Below are 18,401 nucleotides of genomic sequence, written 5' to 3'. Positions count from 1 at the left end.
CACCCGCGCGTCCGCCAAGGGTCGGCTCACGCAAACGGCTATGGAGGCAAGACGATGACGACGGAAGCATTACGTACGACTGGCTGGAGCCCGTGGCGGACGGCGGGCTGGGGACTGGCGGCGCTCTTGCTGCTGCTGCCGGCGGTGGCGATGCAGTTCACCAGCGAAGTGAACTGGACCGCATCGGATTTCGTGTTCGCAGGCGTGTTGTTCGGCGGCACCGGGCTGCTGATCGAGCTGGCTGCTCGACGATCGCGCCTGCCCGCCTATCGCATCGCCAGCGTGTTAGCGGTGATCGCGGCGCTGCTACTCATTTGGGTCAATCTGGCGGTCGGGATCATCGGTGACGAGGAAAATCCGATGAACCTGCTGTACGTCGGCGTGCTCGCAATCGGGTTTGCCGGATCGATCGGGGCAGGGTTCGCGCCGCGCGGCATGGCGCGGGCGATGGCGACGACGGCGGCGGCGATGGCGCTCGCCGGGGCAATCGCGGTCGGCGGCTCGGCGGTCGGGAGCGGCATCGGGATGGCTATGCTGCACGGCGCGTTCATCGCGATGTTCGCGGTGTCGGCGCTGCTGTACTGGAGAGCGGCGACGCAGAGTCGGTGAGGACCGACTTCACATCGGGAAGTTCCAGCCCGTGCGTTGCGTGACCGTCACGGCGACGGCCAGCGCCAGCGCGAAGAGCATCAGCGGTCCGGCCCAGCGCCGGTTCAAGAGACGTTTCATAAAGCGGGCCTTCCTGACGCAATCGCTTCTACCACCGGAACAAGCGGAGGCCTAACGATCCGGCGCAGGAATCGTTACCGGCGGGCCGCGAGCCCGTTGGCCAGCATGTCGGCGACCGTGTCAGCCACGGCATCGGCGCCGACATCCTCGTCCCACACGCCATAGCGCAGGCCGAGGAAGACGTTCATCCCCATGACCGCCCAGGCGTGGACCTCGCCCACGTCGGCGCGGACCTCGTCGCGGGCGGCGGCGGCCTGCAGGCGGGTGCGGATGCGGTCGGCGGTGGTGGCGTAGTGACGGCGGAAGCTGTCGGGATCGACGAACTCCGCCTCGTCGATGATGCGGTAGATCTCCTTGTGGGCGCGCACGAAGCCGATGAATTCGGCAAGGCCGGCGCGTTCGGCGGCAAGCCCGTCCTTCGCCGCGCGGATCGCCGGGCCGACGTGATCGCGCACCCGGTCGGACATGTGGCCGACGAGCGCGCGGAACACCGCGTCCTTCGAATCGAACCAGGTGTAGAAACTGCCGAGCGCAACGCCGGCGCGGCGGGTGATGCCGCTGATCGAGGCCTCGTGGAAGCCGCGCTCGCCGAATTCGGCGGCGGCGGCATCGAGGATCGCCTGTTGCGTGCGGCGCCCGCGATCGGTGCGCGGCGCCTTGTCCGCCGTGTCGCCACGCGGCGCCGGCGCGCGCTCAGGATTTTCCGCCATGCCCCCTCCAATTCCCAAGTTGAAACCTGGTTCAACTTTCAGTAAAGCGGTTCTCGACACCGCACAACCCGCATCCGACGGGTGTGCAGCAGGAGGGGATAATGATGATCCGCATGACGTCGTCCGCACGCGCGCTGCTTCAGGCCGGCGCGGCCATCGCCGCACTCGCCGCCACGCCGGCGCTGGCGCAGGAAGTCGCCAATCCGCAGGAAACGACCGCGCAGGCCGAGGATCCGGGCGAGATCATCGTCACCGCCCGCCGTCGCGAAGAGACGCTGCGCGACGTGCCGATCGCGGTCACCGCGTTCACCGGCGCGCAGCTGGAGGCCGCGGGCGCGATCGACGTCACCGACATCGCCGCGACCACGCCGAACGTCACGCTGGAGGTGTCGCGCGGCACCAACTCCACGCTGTCGGCCTTCATCCGCGGCGTCGGCCAGCAGGATCCGGTCGGCGGGTTCGAGGCGGGCGTGGGCCTCTACCTCGACGACGTGTACCTGAACCGGCCGCAGGCGGCGGTGCTCGACATCTACGACGTCGAACGGGTCGAAGTGCTGCGCGGCCCACAGGGCACGCTCTATGGCCGCAACACGATCGGCGGCGCGATCAAGTACGTGACGCGGCGGCTGGGCAACGAGGCCGGGTTCAACGCCCGTGCGAGCTACGGCAGCTACAATCAGCTCGACGGCGTCATCTCGGCCAACACGCCGCTGGGCGACAGCGGGTTCAAGATCGGCGGCGCATTCGCCCGCCTGACCCGCGACGGTTTCGGCGAGAACACCACCACGGGGCGCGAGAACTATAACAAGGACGTGTGGGGCGCTCGCGGCACGCTGCAGTATGAGCCGTCGACCTCCGCCTTCTTCCGCCTGTCGGGCGACTGGACGCTCGACAAGTCGGCGCCGCGGGGCGGGCATCGCCTGATCCCCGGCCTCGTCAGCGGCACGCCGGTGCTGACCGACGTCTATGACAGCCGTGGTGCGCTCCTGACGCCGAGCCAGCGGGTGGAAAGCTATGGCGGGTCGTTCTTCGCCGAGCTGCGCCCGACCGACTGGCTGACGTTCCGGTCGATCACCGGTTATCGCAAGGACGACACCGCGACGCCGATCGACTTCGACGCGCTGCCGGCGGTGCAGGTCGACGTGCCGAGCTTCTACAACAACGAGCAGTTCAGCCAGGAGGCGCAGCTGCTGGTCAACACCGGCGGCTTCTCCGGCCTGCTCGGCCTCTACTATCTCGACGCATCGGCGCGCACGGTGTTCGACGTGCGCCTGCCCGGCGGTGTCACCGCAACGACGTTCGGCGATGTCTTCACCGACACGGTCGCGATCTTCGGCGACGCGACCTACGACTTCTCGCCGCAGTTCAGCATCTCGGCGGGCGGGCGCTACACCTGGGACGATCGTCAGGCGCGCGTGCTGCGCCAGACGTTCCTCGGCGGCGGATCGCCGTTCTTCGGCGGCGCCGGGGCGCTGTTCGCGACCACCTCGGACTTCCGCGGCGACGCGTCGTTCAGCCGCTTCACCCCGCGTGCGTCGATCAGCTTCAAGCCGACGCCCGACCACAATCTCTACGCAAGCTATTCCAAGGGGTTCAAGGGCGGCGGCTTCGACCCGCGCGGCCAGACGACCGCGTGCCGTACGCCGACCGGCGGCCTTTGCAACACGCAGCAGGTCTACGACTTCCTCGCCTTCGATCCGGAGACGGTCGACACCTATGAGGTCGGGTACAAGGCGTCGATCTTCGACCGCCGCCTGAACTTCGCGCTTGCCGGCTTCCGGTCCGAATATCGCGACGTGCAGGTGCCCGGATCGATCGGGACGACGCTGAACGGTCAGCAGACCTTCATCGGCGTCACCACCAACGCCGGCCGTGCGCGCATCAACGGGTTCGAGGCGGAGGCGACCGCGGTGCTGGCGAAGGGCCTCGCCTCCGACACTGACCGCGTGACGCTGTCGGGCACGGCGGGCTATCTCGATGCGAAGTACACGCAGTTCATCGACGGCCGCGGTATCGATGTCGCCAATCGCCGCAAGTTCCAGAACACGCCCGACTGGACCGCCAGCGGCACGCTCGCCTACACCGGCCCGGTCGGGAACGGGAACCTGAGCCTGTCCACGACGGTGTCGTACCGCAGCGACAGCCAGCAGTTCGAGCTGCGCACGCCGCTGCTCGACCAGCCGGCCTATACGCTGTGGGATGCGAACATCGTCTACGACATCACCGACAACATCAGCATCGGCGTCCACGGCCGCAACCTGGCCGACAAGCGCTACATCGTCGCCGGCTACAACTTCCTGAACCAGAACCCGGACAACGGCGACTTCGTCCTCTCGAGCGTCGCGACGTCGCCGAACTTCAACCGGCCCGGCTTCGCACCGACGCTGGGCACCGAGGGCGTGTTGACCGCCTATTACGGCAGCCCGCGTCAGGTGTTCGCGACGATCTCCGTTAAATACTGATACGCCAGCGGGGGAATGGCGTCGGGGCCGGGCATTGCCGCTGGCGGTGCCCGGCCCTTCGCGTCTAGGGTCGGACAACAGGAGAGTGGGTATGAACACGACCGGCGATAGCGGGCGGCGTCCGGGCGCCAATGTGGTGCTGGCGATGCTCCTGCTGGTCTATACGTTCAACTTCCTCGACCGGCAGATCCTCGGCATCCTCGCGCAGCCCATCAAGGCCGATCTCGGCCTGACCGACGCGCAGTTCGGTGCGGTCGGGGGTCTGGCGTTCGCGCTGCTCTACTCAGTGTTGGGCGTACCGCTCGCCATGCTGGCCGACCGGACGAGCCGCAGTGCCGTGATCGCCGGATCGCTGGCGGTCTGGAGCGGCTTCACCGCATTGTGCGGCGTGGCCACCGGTTACTGGCAGTTGTTCCTGTTCCGGCTGGGCGTCGGCGTCGGCGAAGCCGGCGGCGTGGCGCCGTCCTATGCGCTGATCGCCGATTATTTTCCGCCGGAAAAGCGCGCACGGGCGTTGGCGGTCTATTCGCTCGGCGTGCCGGTCGGGCTGGCCTGCGGAACGCTGCTTGGCGCCTATATCGCCGCCTGGGTCGACTGGCGCACCGCGTTCCTGGTCATGGGCGTCGCCGGGATCGTGCTGGCGCCGATCTTCAAATACGTCGTGCGCGATCTGCCGAAGTCGCCCACCGCCACGGCCGCCGCGCCGGTTGGGCAGACCTTCGGCATTCTTGCCCGCAAGCCGGCGTTCTGGCTGATGGCGTTTGCGGCAGGGTGTAGCTCGCTGTGCGGCTATGGCCTCGCGCTGTGGACGCCGTCCGTGCTGATGCGCAGCTTCGGCTTCGACCTTATCACCACGGGCCAGTTCATGGGTTCGATCCTGCTGATCGGCGGCACCGCGGGTGTGTTCGCGGGCGGCTGGTTCGCCGACCGGCTCGGCCGCACGGACCGCGGCTGGTATGCGAAGCTGCCGACGATCGCCTGGCTGATAACAATCCCAGCGTTCGCGTTCGGCCTGTTGTCGTCATCGCCGGTGATCGCGTGGCCGCTGCTGCTGATTCCCAATGCGATGAACATCCTCTGGCTGGGGCCGGTGACCACCGCGGTCCAGCATCTGGTGCCGCGCCACATGCGCGCCACCGCGTCGGGCAGCTTCCTGCTCATCAACAACCTGATCGGTCTGGGCGTCGGCCCGCTGCTGATGGGCACGCTGTCCGACATGCTGAAGTCCACCTACGGCATCGAATCGCTGCGCTATGCCGCGGTCGGGTGCCTGGTGTTCTACGCGGTGGCGGCGGTCCTGATGATGCTGGCGATCCGCCCGCTGCGGCGCGACTGGGTGGAGGATGTTTAAGGCGTTCCATTCGCCGTTCGTGCTGAGCTTGTGCCCTTCTTCCGAAGCAAGCGCGTTCGGCACGAAGAAGGGCAGCCCTTCGACAAGCTCAGGGCGAACGGGGATTGATTCGGAACCCCTGTGACGACGCAGCTCCCTACCGCTCCCGCGTCGCGGCGAAGGTGACGTTCGGGTAGCGATCGGCGACATAGCCGACCTCCCACGCGCTCTTCGCCAGGAACACCGGGTTGCCGTCGCGATCCTTGGCCATCGCGCCCTTGTTGAGATCGACGAAGCCCTTCACCTCGGCCGGCTCGCCGGTGATCCAGCGCGCGGTGTCGTAGGGCGAGGGTTCGAGCGCGGCGGCGACCTTATACTCCGCCTCCAGCCGGCTGAGCAGCACGTCGAGCTGCAGCTGGCCGACGACGCCGATGATCCAGTTCGACCCGATTTCCGGATAGAAGACCTGGGTCACCCCCTCCTCCGCCATGTCGTCGAGCGCTTTCCGCAGCTGCTTGGTCTTGGTGAAGTCCTTCAGCACCACGCGGCGCAGGATTTCGGGCGCGAAGTTCGGCAGGCCAGTGAAGCGCACGTCGGCGCGTTCGGATAGCGTGTCGCCGACCCGCAGCGTGCCGTGGTTGGGGATACCGATGATGTCGCCTGGAAACGCCTCGTCCGCCAGCTCGCGCTGCTGCGCGAAGAACAGGATCGGCGAGTGGATCGCGATCGGCTTGCCGTGGCCGGTCGGGGTCAGCTTCATGCCGCGTTTGAAGGTGCCCGACACCAGCCGCATGAAGGCGATGCGATCGCGGTGATTGGGGTCCATGTTCGCCTGCACCTTGAACACGAAGCCGGTAACCTCGGGATGTTCGGGCGCGACCGGCGCGGGTTCGGCGGGCAGCGCATGCGGCGGCGGGGCGTGGGTGGCGATCGCCTCGATCAGATCATCGACGCCATATTCGCGCAGCGCCGAGCCGAAGAACACCGGGGTCAGGTCGCCATGCTGATAGGCGGTGACGTCGAATTCGGGATAGCCGGCCTGCGCCAGCTCGACCTCCTCGCGGATCGCCTCCGGCAGCGCGGACACGTCGTCGCCCATGCGGTGCAGCCCCTCATACTGGCCGCCCATCCCGATCGGCCACAGCATCGGCGCGACGTCGAGCGCCAGCTTGTCGGCGATCTCGTCGAGCAGCGCGAACGGCGACAGGCCTTCGCGATCGACCTTGTTGACGAAGGTGATGATGGGGACGCTGCGCAGGCGGCAGACCTCGAACAGTTTGCGCGTCTGCGCCTCGATACCGCGGGCGGCGTCGATGACCATGATCGCCGAATCGACCGCGGTCAGCGTGCGATAGGTGTCCTCGCTGAAATCCTCATGCCCCGGCGTGTCGAGCAGGTTGAAGGTGATGCCGTTGCGCTCAAAGGTCATGACCGACGATGTGACGGAGATGCCGCGCTGCTGCTCGATCTTCATCCAGTCCGACCGCGCGCGCCGCGCCTGTCCGCGCGCCTTCACCTCGCCGGCGAGATGGATCGCGCCGCCCTTCAGCAACAGCTTTTCGGTCAGCGTCGTCTTGCCGGCGTCGGGGTGCGAGATGATCGCGAAGGTGCGGCGGGGGGAGGCGGTGGTCAAAATACGTCCGTTCGTCCTGAGTAGCCGCCGAGCGAAGTCGAGGCGGCGTATCGAAGGAGGGTTGGAGCAGATGCTTCGATACGCGCCTTCGACTTCGCTCAGTCGCTACTCAGCACGAACGGTTTTGGGAAGTCAGGGCTTTAGCGTCACCGACATCCCGAACGTCCGCCGCTCGCCGGGTGCCAGCCGCTGGATGCCGGGCTTCTCCCAGATGTCGCCGGTGAAGCCGGCCGGATCGGCCTCCCCCCACCAGGGTTCGACGCAGACGAAGTGCGCGCCGGGCTTCGTCCAGATGCCGAGTTCGGCAGCGTCCCAGTCGATGCGCAGCTGCGGGCCGGTGTCGGCGCCGTAGCTAAGCCCGCGCGATTGGATCGGGTTCCAGATCAGCGCATCGTCAGCGAACAGATCGTCGGTCAGGCGCAGCGTCCGCCCGTCGACCGGACTTGGTCGTTCGCCGGCGATCAACCCGGCGGCATCGAGTGCGAGGATCGCGCCCGGCTCCCCGGTGTCGAACACCATGCGGTGGTCGGCACGGGGCCGGCCGTAAGGCAGTGGCCAGGCAAAGGCGGGGTGGAAGCCGAAGCTGGCCGGCAGGTCGCGGTCGCCCGGATTGGCGAGTGTCGCCGCGATCGACAGCGTCGCGCCGTCGAGCGCGAAGGCGATCTCCAGTACGAAGTCGAACGGATAGGCGGCGCGCGTGGCGTCGCTGGCGGTGAGGCGAAAGCGGGCCTCGCTCTCGCCGGCATCCACCACCTCGAAGGTCGAGACGCGCGCGAAGCCATGTTTGGGGAGTTCGTATTCGCGGCCGTCGAGCCGGTATCGATTGCCCGCCAGCGCGCCGACGATCGGGAACAGGATCGGCGCGCGCCCGATCCAGTACGCCGGGTCGGCATCGGTCATCAACTCGGGCCCGTCGGCGTCATGCAGGTGCGACAGTTCCGCCCCATGAGGGTTGATCTGCGCGGTCAGCGCGTCGGATCGGATCGTAATCATAGCCTGCCTCATCGAAACCGGTGCTCCCGCAACCCGCCGCCAACGCCCCGCCGACAGCGATACTCAACCGATGTGTTGAGCGTGAATGTTGAGAAAAAAACAGGTGCGCTTTCCCTCGTGAAACGGCCTCAAAGCTCAACCGATCGGTTGAGCTTTGTTGGACGCGTTCAGGGATAGCGGACGAACGGGGTGTAGGACAGGCTGCGGAGACCCGACTTGCGCCGAGCCACCGCACAAATCCATCTACGCGTGTGGTCCCGCACGGGCGGAAACCCAAGGCCAAGCAGCACAACAACTGGCGGAACACGGAACCCTGGGCTCCCGCCGACGCGGGAGCCCAGCACGCGTTCTATCCCCGCAACGTCGCGCCCAGCTTCGCCGCCGCTGCGACCACCTTGTCGGCGCTGGCCTTCAGTTCCTCGTCGGTGAAGCTCTTGCCCTCCGCCTGCAACGTCACCTCGATCGCGAGGCTGGTCTGGCCGTCCTTCACGAAGCGGTCGAACACGCGCGCGTCAACGATGCGGCCCTTGTCCGCGCCGCGCACTGCGCGGACCAGATCGCCGGCAGCCAGCGCGTCGGGCACTAGAAACGCATAGTCGCGCGTCACCGGTTGCAGGACGGGCGGCGCATAGGCGGGGCGCATGAAGCCGGTGCCGCCGCGCTTCGGCGGGATCGCGTCGATATAGAGTTCGACTGCGGCGACCGGGCCGGACAGGTCGAACGCCTTCAGCGTCGTCGGGTGGAGCATGCCGAATGCGGCGAGCACCGTCTTCGGCCCGAGCCTGAGCGTGCCCGACTGGCCGGGGTGCCAATTCGCTCCAGCCTCCCCCATGACCTGCAGATTCGCAACCGGCGCGCCGGCGGCGGCGAGCAGGGCCAGCGCCTGCGCCTTCGCATCGAACGCATCGAACGCGGTGGCCTTGCCGCCCGCCCAACTGCGCGGGGTGCGCTCGCCGGCCAGCACGATACCCAGCGTCGCGCGCTCGCCCTCGGCCAGATAGCGGCGGCCGACCTCGAACAGGCGCACGGTGCCCGCGCCGCGCTTCAGGTTGCGGTCGGCCGCGGACAACAGCCCCGGCAGCAGCGACGGGCGCATGACCTTCATGTCCTCGCTGATCGGGTTGGCGAGCGTCCAGGTGCCGCCGCCGAACGCTGCTGCCTCATCCTGCGAGATGAAGCTCCACGTCACCGCTTCCGACAGGCCGCGCGCGGCGGCGGTGCGGCGCAGCGTCCGCTCCAGCTTCTGCGCGGGCGTCGCGGTCGGTATCGCCACGCCGGGGGTGCGGGGCAGCGGGACCGATGGCACGTTGTCCATCCCGACGATGCGGATGACCTCCTCGACCAGATCGGGTGCGCCGTCGACGTCGCGGCGCCATGTCGGCACGGTGACGGTCCAGTCGGCGGCGACCGCGAAGCCGAGCCGCTCGAGAATCGCACGCTGCTCGGCCTCGGCGACCGCCAGCCCGCCCAATGTCTCAGCGAGGGTCGGATCATAGCGAATCGTGCGCGGTGCGAGCGGCGGTTCGCCGGCGCGGGTGACGCCGCCGGCCGTGCCACCGCAGATCGCGACGACCAGCGCGGTGGCGATCGCCAAGCCTTCGTCGAGGAAGGCGGGATCGACGCCGCGTTCGAAGCGGGTACGCGCGTCGCTGGTCAGCAGCAGCTTCTGACCGGTGCGGGCGATGGCTTCGGGGTCGAAATACGCGCATTCGACCAGCACGTCGGTGGTGGCGTCCGAGACGCTCGACGCCTCGCCGCCCATGATGCCGCCGATGTCGTGGACATGCGCGTCGTCGGCGATAACGGTCATGCCGGCGTCGAGCGCGTAGCTCTTGCCGTTCAGCGCGACCACGCTCTCGCCGTCCCGCGCCTTGCGGGCGACGAGCGGGCCGGTCAGCGTCGCGCGGTCGTAGACATGCAGCGGGCGGCCGAGATCGAACATGACATAGTTGGTGATGTCGACCAGCGCGGAGATCGGCTTCTGCCCGATCGCCTTCAGCCGCGCCTGCATCCAGTCGGGCGATGCGCCGTTGGCGACGCCGGTGACGGCCTGCGCGTAGAAGGCGGGACAGCCGTCCGGGTCTTCGGTGCGGACGTCGGGGGCCGGGCCTTCGCCCGTCACACTCGGAACGTCGCCGTAGACCTCGCCCAGATCCCGCAACATCCCCAGCCCCGCCGCCGCCAGATCGCGCGCGATGCCGCGGACGCCCATGCAGTCCTGGCGGTTGGGCGTGATGCTCACGTCGATCACCGGATCGTCGATGCCGGCATAATCGGCATAGGCGGTGCCGACGGGCGCGTCGGCGGGCAGCTCGATGATGCCCTCATGCCCCTCGCCGACCTGCAACTCGCGCGCCGAGCACATCATGCCGCGCGATTCGACGCCGCGGATGGCGGCGATCTTCAGCGTGACGTCGAGGCCGGGCACGTACGCGCCCGGCGGGCCGAACACGCCGACCAATCCGGCGCGCGCATTGGGGGCGCCGCACACGACCTGCATCGGGCCGTCGCCGGCATCGACCGACAGCACCTGCAACTTGTCCGCCTGCGGATGGCGCTCGGCGGTCAGCACCTTCGCAACCTTGAACGGAGCAAGCGCGGCGGCGGGATTCTCGACCCCTTCCACCTCCAGCCCGATGCGGGTGAGCGCCAGGACGACGTCGTCGAGCGACGCCTGCGTGTCGAGATGCGCCTTCAGCCAGCTGAGCGAGAACTTCATGCGCCGACTCCGCCGGACAGGGTGGGAATGTCGAGCGCCGCGAAGCCGTAATGCCGCAGCCAGCGCAGGTCGCCGTCGAAGAAGGCGCGCAGGTCGTCCATGCCGTATTTCAGCATCGCGAGCCGGTCGATGCCGCAGCCGAAGGCGAAGCCCTGCCACTGGTCAGGGTCGTAGCCGCCCGCCGCGATCACCTTGCGGTGGACCATGCCGCTGCCCAGCACCTCCATCCAGCCGCCGTTCGCATCGTCGCCGGAGCCGCCGATGACGCGCTTGCCGTTCACCAGCGTGTAGCCGACGTCGACCTCCGCCGAGGGTTCGGTGAAGGGGAAATAGCTCGGACGCAGACGGAGCACGATGTCGTCGCGCTCGAAGAACGCCTTCAGGAAGGTCTCCAGCGTCCATTTGAGGTGGCCGAGCGTGATGCCCTTGTCGATCACCAGCCCCTCGACCTGATGGAACATCGGCGTGTGGGTGGCGTCGCTGTCGCTGCGATAGGTGCGGCCGGGCGCGATGATGCGGACGGGCTTGTCGCCGCCCGCCGCCAGCATCGCGCGGATCTGCACGGGCGAAGTGTGGGTGCGCAGGACGCGGGGGGTCGTCCGATCGTCGGGCGCCGAGCCTTCGCCCGCGAGGTAGAAGGTATCGTGCATCGCCCGCGCGGGATGCGTCTCAGGGATGTTGAGCGCGGAGAAATTGTGCCAGTCGGTTTCCAGCTCCGGTCCTTCGGCGACCGCGAAGCCCAGATCGGCGAAGATCTCGGCCAGTTCGTCCATCACCTGACTGACCGGATGAATGGCGCCCGGCGGCGGCAGATCGACCGGCAGCGTCATGTCGATCGTCTCGGCGGCGAGGCGCGCGTCGAGCGCGGCACTCTCCAATGCGTCCTTGCGCGCGGCGAGCGCCGCGGTCACCGCCTCGCGCAGGCCGTGGATGCGCGGCCCCGCCGCCTGCCGCTCGTCGGGCGACATGCCGCCCAACGTCTTCAGCAGGCCGGTGACGCTGCCCGCCTTGCCGAGCGCGGCGACGCGCACCGCATCGAGCGCTTCGGGCGTCGCCGCGGCGTCGATGCGGTCGAGCGTTTCGGAACGGAGATGGTCGAGGTCGGTCAAGATATTGCTCCGTCATCCCCGAGGGGAGTCGATTGCGGCGGACTGTGCGATCGGCTCGAACCCGAGCGGGATGGCGAGGTCAAGCCATTCCGGGTTCTGCGCCTCGATCAGGTTGAATTTCCAGTCGCGGTTCCAAAACGAAAAAGGGCGCCGGTGGATAACCCACCGACGCCCCTTGTCATATGCTCGCGTCAGGTCGCTCAGGCGGCCTGGGGCAGAGCCGCCTTCGCCTGCGCGATGATGGCGGTAAACGCTTCACCTTCGTGCATCGCGATGTCGGCCAGGACCTTCCGGTCCAGTTCGATGCCCGCCAGCTTCAGGCCGTGCATGAACTGCGAATAGGTCAGGCCCTCGGCGCGGACGCCGGCGTTGATGCGCTGGATCCACAGGCCGCGGAACGTGCGCTTCTTCACCTTGCGGTCGCGGTAGGCGTACTGCCCGGCCTTTTCGACGGCCTGGCGGGCGATGCGGATCGTGTTCTTGCGACGGCCGCTATAGCCCTTCGCCTGATCGAGAATCCGCTTGTGCTTCAGCTTCGTGGTCGTGCCACGTTTCACTCGTGCCATTGCTCAGCCCTCCCTTACTTCAGGCCGTAGGGCGCCCAGAGGCGCACATGTGCCACGTCGGCGTCGCTGAGCACGGAGGTGCCGCGGTTCTGACGGATGTATTTTGCGTTATGCGAGATCAAACGGTGGCGCTTGCCGGCGACGCCGTGCTTCACCTTGCCGGTCGCGGTAAACTTGAACCGCTTCTTGACCCCGCTCTTGGTCTTCAGCTTGGGCATTTTTCGTCCTTTCGTTCGGGCGATTTCAAAGCAGCCCTGGCAGCCCACACTGGCCAGGCGGCTCGTCGAAACAAATCGCGGAAGGCGCGGCCCCTAGACCAAAGGTCGCCGCGATGCAACCGGAACAGGCGCGCGGGCCAGCGGTTGAAGCCGTTCCATGACCGATACGACCAGCCCGCCCACGCACCCGCGCCTGCCGATCCAACGTCCGCTCGCCGCGGGCGTTTCGGTGCTCGCGACGCTGATCGGACTGATCGTCCTCGCCTGGGCGATCCTGTACGTCACCAAGGGCCGCTTCCTGCGCCCGACGTTCGAGCGCGTGGTCGGCGGACTGACCAACCGCGAAGTGAAGGTCGGCGGCGATTTCCAGTTCTATTTCGACCCGTTCCAGCTGAAGGTCGTGGCGGGCGCGATGTCGATATCGAACCCGGCCTATGCGACGAAGCCGCACCTGTTCGCCGCCGATTCGGTGGATGCGCGAATCGCGCCGCTGTCGCTGATCTTCGGGCGGCGGCACCTGTATTTCCTCGACCTGAAGAATGCCGCGATCAACCTGGAATGGGATCCGGCGCACCGCACCAACACCTGGACGTTCAGCGAGACGAAGGGCGAGCCGGTCGCCTTCCCGATCATCGACCGCGCGACGCTGGCGGGGACGACGCTGCGCTACAAGGATGCGCGGCTACGGCTGCTGGCCGACCTGAACTTTGACACGATCCGGTCGATCGATGCGAAGATCGGCGAGGCGGTGCGCTTCGACGGTAAGGGCGTCGCGCGGGCGACGCCATTCACGGTAGCCGGCGCGCTGCTGTCACCCAACCAGACCGCCGCGCGCGGGCAGAACCGGCTGACGTTGCAGGCGCGGGCGGCGGGCAACGCGATCACCGTCGATGGCACGCTGCCGAGCCTCGCCGATATCGAGGGCGTGCCGCTGCGCACCACCGCGCGGGGCAGCAACCTCGCCGACCTGCTCGGCATCATCGGCGTCGTCATCCCGAACACGCGCGACTATCGCGCGTCGGCGAACATGACGAAGACCGGCGACGTCTATGCCTTCACCGGCCTGCGCGGCACGTTCGGCGACAGCGACATGGCTGGACGCTTCACCGCGGACAACAGCGGCGCGCGCCTGTTGATGACCGCTGACCTGACGACGCGCCGGCTCGATATCGTCGATGCCGCGCCGTTCATCGGCTACAACCCCGATATCGTCGCAGCCAAAGGTGCGATCGCCGCCGCCGCCGCGACCGGCGCGGCACCGGCGCGTCTGCTGCCCGACGCCGCCTTCCCGATCGCGTCGATGCAGGCGTACGACGCGAAGCTGAAGTGGCGGGTGGCGGCGGTCCGGTCGCGGAGCGTGCCGATCTCCGACGTCGACCTGACGCTGACGCTGGATCGCGGACGGCTGGAGATGTCGCCGCTGACCTTCGCGATGGCGCGCGGCAACGTCGCGTCCGACATCGTGTTCGACACGCGCCAGCGGCCGACGGCGGCCCGCTACGACATCCGCCTCGCCCCCACCCCGCTCGGGCGGCTGCTGGCCGGCTGGGGCGTCGAGGAGGCGGGGACGTCTGGCACGATCAAGGGCCGCATCCAGCTGGCCGGGCGCGGCGACACGATCCACGACACGCTGGCGACATCGGGCGGGCGCATCGCCTTCATCCTGCCGGCGGGCAGCTTCTGGACGCGCAACATCCAGCTCAGCGAGCTCGACCTCGGCACGTTCGTCCAGAAGATGTTCGAGGGGCGGCTGAAGGAGCCGGTGCAGATCAACTGCGGGCTGGTCGGCTTCACCGTGCGGCGCGGCGTCGCTGCGGCGGACCCGATCCTGATCGATACGCGAAAAAACGTGATGCTGGGCCGCGGCGGCTTCTCTTTCCGCAACGAGACGATCGACCTAGCCTTCCGGGCCGATTCGAAGAAGTTCAGCCTGTTCGCCGGCCAGTCGCCGGTGTCGGTCGGCGGCACGTTTGCCAGCCCCGCCTATTCGGTCGTCAGCCCCGAACTGCTGAGCCGCGCGGGGGCGGGGCTGGGTCTGGCGCTCGTCGCGACGCCGCTGGCGGGCGTGCTGGCGTTCGTCGATGTCGGCGATGCGGAGGGTGCCGCCTGTGGCCCCGTGCTGGCGGGCGCATCGGCCAAGGCGCAGCGCACGCGTGACGGGAAGCCGCGCGACGACGTAGGACGCGGTACGACGGCGACGTCGGAGGACGGATCGCGCAGCAAGGGCGAGCGGCGCGAGCAGCGAAAGAAGTTTCTAGGGATCTTTTGAGGGGGGCGTTGTTGTCCGCCCCGTTTGCCAATCAGCGTGCTCCCGCAGAGGCGGGAGCCCAGGGTTACGGACGCCAGCGCTTGCGACTCTGGGCTCCCGCCTTCGCGGGAGCACGCCGGTGGTAGTGGCGCCGTTCCCATCAGCATCGTCACCCCGGACTTGTTCCGGGGTCTACCGTGCTGCAGGCGGTGACGCTTCTGCTTCGAACTCGGCGCTAGCGGCCCGGTGGACCCCGGAACAAGTCCGGGGTGACGGTTGGGGCGTGCCACTTTCCGTCACTCCCGCGCAGGCAGGAAGCCATTCTGGCTGACCTTGGTAGATCTCACCTCGGCCAGCCAGACTTTATCCCCGCCTCTGCGGGGATGACCTTAGCTACTGGCCGGACGCGCCCGCGCCCAACCAATCAGGCCGCGCGCGTCCCCGTCATCGGGAAGCTGCCGAAGGCGCCCGCCGTCACCTGACCATCCAGGGTGTCGCCGTCGACGGTGGCTTCGGCGGTCAGCGTCATCGGCATCGGGATGGTGATGTCGAGCGACCAGGTCGCCTTGCCGCCCTCGATCTTGCCGTTCTTGACCTCGGTCGTACCCATCGCGCCGGCATATTCGCCGGTGAAGCTATCGCCGTCAGAGCGGATCGTCAGCGTCGCCTTCTGGTCGCCCATCGGCGAGCGGGTCACGGTGTCCCAGGTGCCGTCGAAATCGGCCATATGCTCTCTCCTTACTTCGCTGCCGGAACCGGGGCCGCGGCGGGGGTTGCCGGGGCCGCGGGGGCGCCGCCGACCACCTCGACAGGGATGCCGAGCGAGTCAAGCTGCGGCTTCACGGTCTTCGCGTCGCCGACGACAATCCACGTCAGCTTCGACGGATCGATCGCCTTGCGGGCGGCGGCATCCATCGTCGCGGGCGTCATCGCCTGATAACGGGCGGGCAGCGTCGTGTAGTAATCGTCCGGCCGCCCGAACTGCTCGATTCGCATCAGCGCGCCCATCAGGTCGCTGCCGGTCTCGAAGCTGCCCGGCAGCGACAGGATCGAGCTGCGGATCGCGCGGCCCGCCTCGTCCGCGGTCGTGCCCTGCGCACCCAGCCAGCCCGACAGGTCGGTTCGCGCCGCGGCGATCGCCGGGCCGGTCTTGTCGGTCTGCACCGGCGCGATGACCATGAAGGGCATGCGATCCTTCACCGTCTGCATCGACGTGCCGGCGTAATAGGCCCAGCCCTTCGTCTCGCGCAGGTCGGTGATGAGGCGCGAGGTGCTCGACCCGCCGATCACGTCGTTGGCGGTGGTCAGCGCCAGCGGATCCTCGCTGCCCTTCACCGGCAGCACTTCGCCGGCGATGATCATCGACTGCGGGCTCTGCGGCTTGTCGATCAGCAGGATGCGCTCGCCCGTCACGGCCGCCGGGGCCGCGAAGGTCTTCACGCCCTTCGCCGATGTCGGCGCGCGCCAGCTGCCGAGCCGCGCCTCGAGCAGCGGCTTCATCTCGGCGAGCGAGGTATCGCCGACGACGAAGATCGTGCCGTTGTCGGGACGGATCCACTTCGCATGGAAGGCGACCAGATCGTCGCGCGTCGCCGCCTTCGTCCCCTCGGGCGTGCCCGATCCCGTGAAGGGGATGCCGTAGGGATGCGCCGCGCCGTAGATGATCGGCGGCAGCGTGCGCAGTGCGATCGCCTGCGGCTGCGTCATCTCGCTGGAGATGCGGGCGAGCTGCGTCGCGCGCAGCCGCTCGACCTCGGACGGCGCGAAGGCGGGGTTGCGGACGATGTCGGTGAACAGGTCGAGCGAGCCCGGCAGGTTCGATTTCAGCGCCGACATGCTGATCGACGTCGAATCCATGCCGCCCGCGGCCTGGATGGTGGCGCCCAGCCGCTCTTCCTCCTCCGCGATCTGCGCGGCGCTGCGCGTCGTCGTGCCTTCATCGAGCATCGACACCATCAGCGCGTGCGTGCCGAGCTTCGTCTTGTCATCGGCGGCATTGCCGGCGTCGAAGGCGATGGCGACGCGAACCACCGGCACCGTCGAACGTTTCGCGAACACGACCTTCATGCCGTTCGACAGCGTGGTGCGCTCGATCGCGGGGAAGGTCAGGCCGGTGACCTGACCGACCACCGGCTGCTGCCGCGTCGCGGTGGCGGGCGGGGTCGTCGATGCCTGCGCCTTCACCGCCGGCGCCTCGTTGGCGGCGACGTCGCTGCCGGCCAGCGCCAGATCGGCGGCGGAGCGCTCGCCTGGCTCCAGCGTCAGCTTGAACACCGGACGGCCCAGCCACTTGCGCGCGGCCGCCAGCACGGTCGCCGGGGTCGCCGTCGCGATCGTCTGGAGGTCCTTCTTATATTCGGCCGGGTCGTTCGAATAGACCGCCCCTTCCGCCAGCGCGACGGCCTTGCCGCCGAAGCCGCCGACCTGCTCCAGCCCCTTCACGCGGGCCGACAGCGCCGTGGTGGCGGCACGGCGCACCTCGTCCGCGGTCGGGCCGTCCTTCAGGAACTGCGCGATGATCTCGTCCATGCGGCGACCGACCAGCGCGGGATCGGCACCCGGCTTCACGCGCGCCTGGATGTCGGCGAAGGACAGGTTCTCCTGCACCTGCAGGCCCGCCGACACGCCGACCGCCAGCTGCTCCTTGCGGACCAGCGCGTCGTACATGCGCGAGCTGCCGAGCCCGCCGATGATGTCGAGTGCGAGGTCGACCAGGTTGCTGTCCTGGCTGACCGCGCCCGGCGCGGTCCACTGGCGCGACAGGCGGGTCTGGGCGACGCGATCCTTCATCACCTTTTCGACCGGGGCGGCGAGCGTCGGCACCGGCACGTTCGGGCGCGGCGTCTCCGGCCCGCGCGGGATGTCGCCGAAATACTTCGCGACCTTGGTCTTCGCGGTGGCGAGGTCGATGTCGCCCGCCAGCACCAGCACGGCGTTGTTCGGGCCGTAGTGATCCTTGAACCACGTCTTCACGTCGTTCAGGCTGGCGGCGTTCAGATCGGCCATCGAACCGATCGTCGAGTGGCGATACGGATGCCCCTCGGGCAGCAGTGCGGCCAGCTCGGCATATTCGACCAGGCCGCCGGGCTCGTTCTCGCCCATGCGCTTCTCGTTCTGGACGACGCCGCGCTGGTTATCGAGCTTCTCCTGCGTCACCGCACCGAGCAGGTGGCCCATCCGGTCGCTTTCGAGGAACAGGATGCGGTCGAGCGCGCCGGTCGGCACGGTCTGGAAATAATTGGTGCGGTCGAACCACGTGGTGCCGTTCCAGTCGGTCGCGCCGATTTCCTCCAGCCGGCCGAAATACGCGCCCGGCGCATTCTCCGACCCGTAGAACATCATGTGCTCGAACAGATGCGCGAAGCCGGTCTTGCCCTTCGGCTCGTTCTTCGACCCGATGTGATACCAGATCGAGGCCGCGACGACCGGCGCCTTGCGATCGGTATGCACGATCACGCGCAGGCCGTTGGGCAGGGTGAAGCTCTCGTACGGAATGTTCACCTGCGACACGAGGCTCTGCAGCGACGGGCCCTGCGCGGTCGTGGCGGGTGCCTGCGCCAGCGCGGGCGCGGCGAGCGCGATCAGCGAAGAGGTGGCGGCGAAGCGAAGGGCGGTACGGATCATGGACGCTCGGTCTTTCATGTCGCAGATGGGACGACCGATCGCGTAAACCTCTCGGGCGGT

The 18,401-nt window shown here is 68.2% G+C and carries 13 protein-coding genes; 4 read left to right on the top strand and 9 right to left on the bottom strand.

Annotated elements, in window-relative coordinates; translation table 11 throughout:
• The first annotated feature begins 54 nt into the window (after positions 1-54).
• Entirely contained in the window at positions 55-609 is a 555-nt protein-coding gene (locus ACX40P_RS02985; RefSeq protein ID WP_459124797.1) for a hypothetical protein, read from the top strand.
• A gap of 194 nt (positions 610-803) precedes the next feature.
• On the opposite strand, the gene ACX40P_RS02980 is transcribed toward ACX40P_RS02985, so the two are convergent.
• Positions 804-1,439, bottom strand: a complete 636-nt coding sequence (locus tag ACX40P_RS02980) for a TetR/AcrR family transcriptional regulator (protein ID WP_459124796.1) — start codon at positions 1,437-1,439, stop codon at positions 804-806.
• A gap of 104 nt (positions 1,440-1,543) precedes the next feature.
• Here ACX40P_RS02980 and ACX40P_RS02975 point away from each other — a divergent pair, with 104 nt between their 5' ends.
• Positions 1,544-3,901, top strand: coding sequence for a TonB-dependent receptor (locus tag ACX40P_RS02975; protein ID WP_459124795.1), 2,358 nt, complete (start codon positions 1,544-1,546; stop codon positions 3,899-3,901).
• A 91-nt stretch (positions 3,902-3,992) separates the two neighbouring features.
• Complete coding sequence (locus tag ACX40P_RS02970; protein WP_459124794.1) at positions 3,993-5,252, top strand: spinster family MFS transporter; 1,260 nt, start codon at positions 3,993-3,995, stop codon at positions 5,250-5,252.
• Positions 5,253-5,388: 136 nt separating this feature from the next.
• Here the strand turns inward: ACX40P_RS02970 and ACX40P_RS02965 are convergent, their stop codons facing one another.
• The 6 genes from ACX40P_RS02965 to rpmI form a co-directional block, all read right to left on the bottom strand.
• Positions 5,389-6,864 (bottom strand): peptide chain release factor 3, encoded by a 1,476-nt coding sequence (locus ACX40P_RS02965; protein WP_459124793.1) that lies wholly within the window; start codon positions 6,862-6,864, stop codon positions 5,389-5,391.
• A gap of 132 nt (positions 6,865-6,996) precedes the next feature.
• Positions 6,997-7,857, bottom strand: a complete 861-nt coding sequence (locus ACX40P_RS02960) for an aldose 1-epimerase family protein (RefSeq protein ID WP_459124792.1) — start codon at positions 7,855-7,857, stop codon at positions 6,997-6,999.
• A gap of 349 nt (positions 7,858-8,206) precedes the next feature.
• Positions 8,207-10,576, bottom strand: coding sequence for a phenylalanine--tRNA ligase subunit beta (pheT, locus tag ACX40P_RS02955; protein ID WP_459124791.1), 2,370 nt, complete (start codon positions 10,574-10,576; stop codon positions 8,207-8,209).
• Positions 10,573-11,688 carry a phenylalanine--tRNA ligase subunit alpha gene (gene pheS / locus ACX40P_RS02950; RefSeq protein WP_459125222.1) on the bottom strand — a complete coding sequence of 372 codons (1,116 nt, stop codon included), beginning with the start codon at positions 11,686-11,688 and terminating at the stop codon, positions 10,573-10,575. The genes pheT and pheS overlap by 4 nt, the downstream gene beginning before the upstream one ends.
• A gap of 197 nt (positions 11,689-11,885) precedes the next feature.
• The gene (gene rplT, locus ACX40P_RS02945; RefSeq protein WP_459124790.1) at positions 11,886-12,251 is read right to left on the bottom strand and encodes a 50S ribosomal protein L20; all 366 of its coding nucleotides are present in this window, start codon (positions 12,249-12,251) and stop codon (positions 11,886-11,888) included.
• A gap of 14 nt (positions 12,252-12,265) precedes the next feature.
• On the bottom strand, positions 12,266-12,469 hold the full coding sequence (gene rpmI, locus ACX40P_RS02940) for a 50S ribosomal protein L35 (RefSeq protein ID WP_275486851.1): 204 nt from the start codon (positions 12,467-12,469) through the stop codon (positions 12,266-12,268).
• A 157-nt stretch (positions 12,470-12,626) separates the two neighbouring features.
• Here rpmI and ACX40P_RS02935 point away from each other — a divergent pair, with 157 nt between their 5' ends.
• Entirely contained in the window at positions 12,627-14,738 is a 2,112-nt protein-coding gene (locus ACX40P_RS02935; protein WP_459124789.1) for an AsmA family protein, read from the top strand.
• Positions 14,739-15,141: 403 nt separating this feature from the next.
• Here the strand turns inward: ACX40P_RS02935 and ACX40P_RS02930 are convergent, their stop codons facing one another.
• Both ACX40P_RS02930 and ACX40P_RS02925 read right to left on the bottom strand, forming a co-directional pair.
• A complete protein-coding gene (locus ACX40P_RS02930; protein ID WP_459124788.1) occupies positions 15,142-15,444 on the bottom strand; it encodes a hypothetical protein in 303 nt (100 codons plus the stop codon).
• A gap of 11 nt (positions 15,445-15,455) precedes the next feature.
• Complete coding sequence (locus ACX40P_RS02925) at positions 15,456-18,341, bottom strand: M16 family metallopeptidase (protein ID WP_459124787.1); 2,886 nt, start codon at positions 18,339-18,341, stop codon at positions 15,456-15,458.
• Positions 18,342-18,401 lie beyond the last annotated feature (60 nt).

It is taken from the genome of Sphingomonas sp. RS2018 (assembly GCF_054489605.1).
The sequence above is the reverse complement of the archived record's forward strand: the minus strand, read 5'-3'. Positions and strand labels throughout refer to the sequence as shown.

Bases quoted from the DNA above. Each gene is read 5' to 3' on its own strand.
- ACX40P_RS02985 (WP_459124797.1), top strand. From the start codon at position 55: ATGACGACGGAAGCATTACGTACGACTGGCTGGAGCCCGTGGCGGACG.
- ACX40P_RS02980 (WP_459124796.1), bottom strand. From the start codon at position 1,439: ATGGCGGAAAATCCTGAGCGCGCGCCGGCGCCGCGTGGCGACACGGCG.
- ACX40P_RS02975 (WP_459124795.1), top strand. From the start codon at position 1,544: ATGATCCGCATGACGTCGTCCGCACGCGCGCTGCTTCAGGCCGGCGCG.
- ACX40P_RS02970 (WP_459124794.1), top strand. From the start codon at position 3,993: ATGAACACGACCGGCGATAGCGGGCGGCGTCCGGGCGCCAATGTGGTG.
- ACX40P_RS02960 (WP_459124792.1), bottom strand. From the start codon at position 7,857: ATGATTACGATCCGATCCGACGCGCTGACCGCGCAGATCAACCCTCAT.
- pheT (WP_459124791.1), bottom strand. From the start codon at position 10,576: ATGAAGTTCTCGCTCAGCTGGCTGAAGGCGCATCTCGACACGCAGGCG.
- rplT (WP_459124790.1), bottom strand. From the start codon at position 12,251: ATGGCACGAGTGAAACGTGGCACGACCACGAAGCTGAAGCACAAGCGG.
- rpmI (WP_275486851.1), bottom strand. From the start codon at position 12,469: ATGCCCAAGCTGAAGACCAAGAGCGGGGTCAAGAAGCGGTTCAAGTTT.
- ACX40P_RS02935 (WP_459124789.1), top strand. From the start codon at position 12,627: ATGACCGATACGACCAGCCCGCCCACGCACCCGCGCCTGCCGATCCAA.
- ACX40P_RS02930 (WP_459124788.1), bottom strand. From the start codon at position 15,444: ATGGCCGATTTCGACGGCACCTGGGACACCGTGACCCGCTCGCCGATG.
- ACX40P_RS02925 (WP_459124787.1), bottom strand. From the start codon at position 18,341: ATGATCCGTACCGCCCTTCGCTTCGCCGCCACCTCTTCGCTGATCGCG.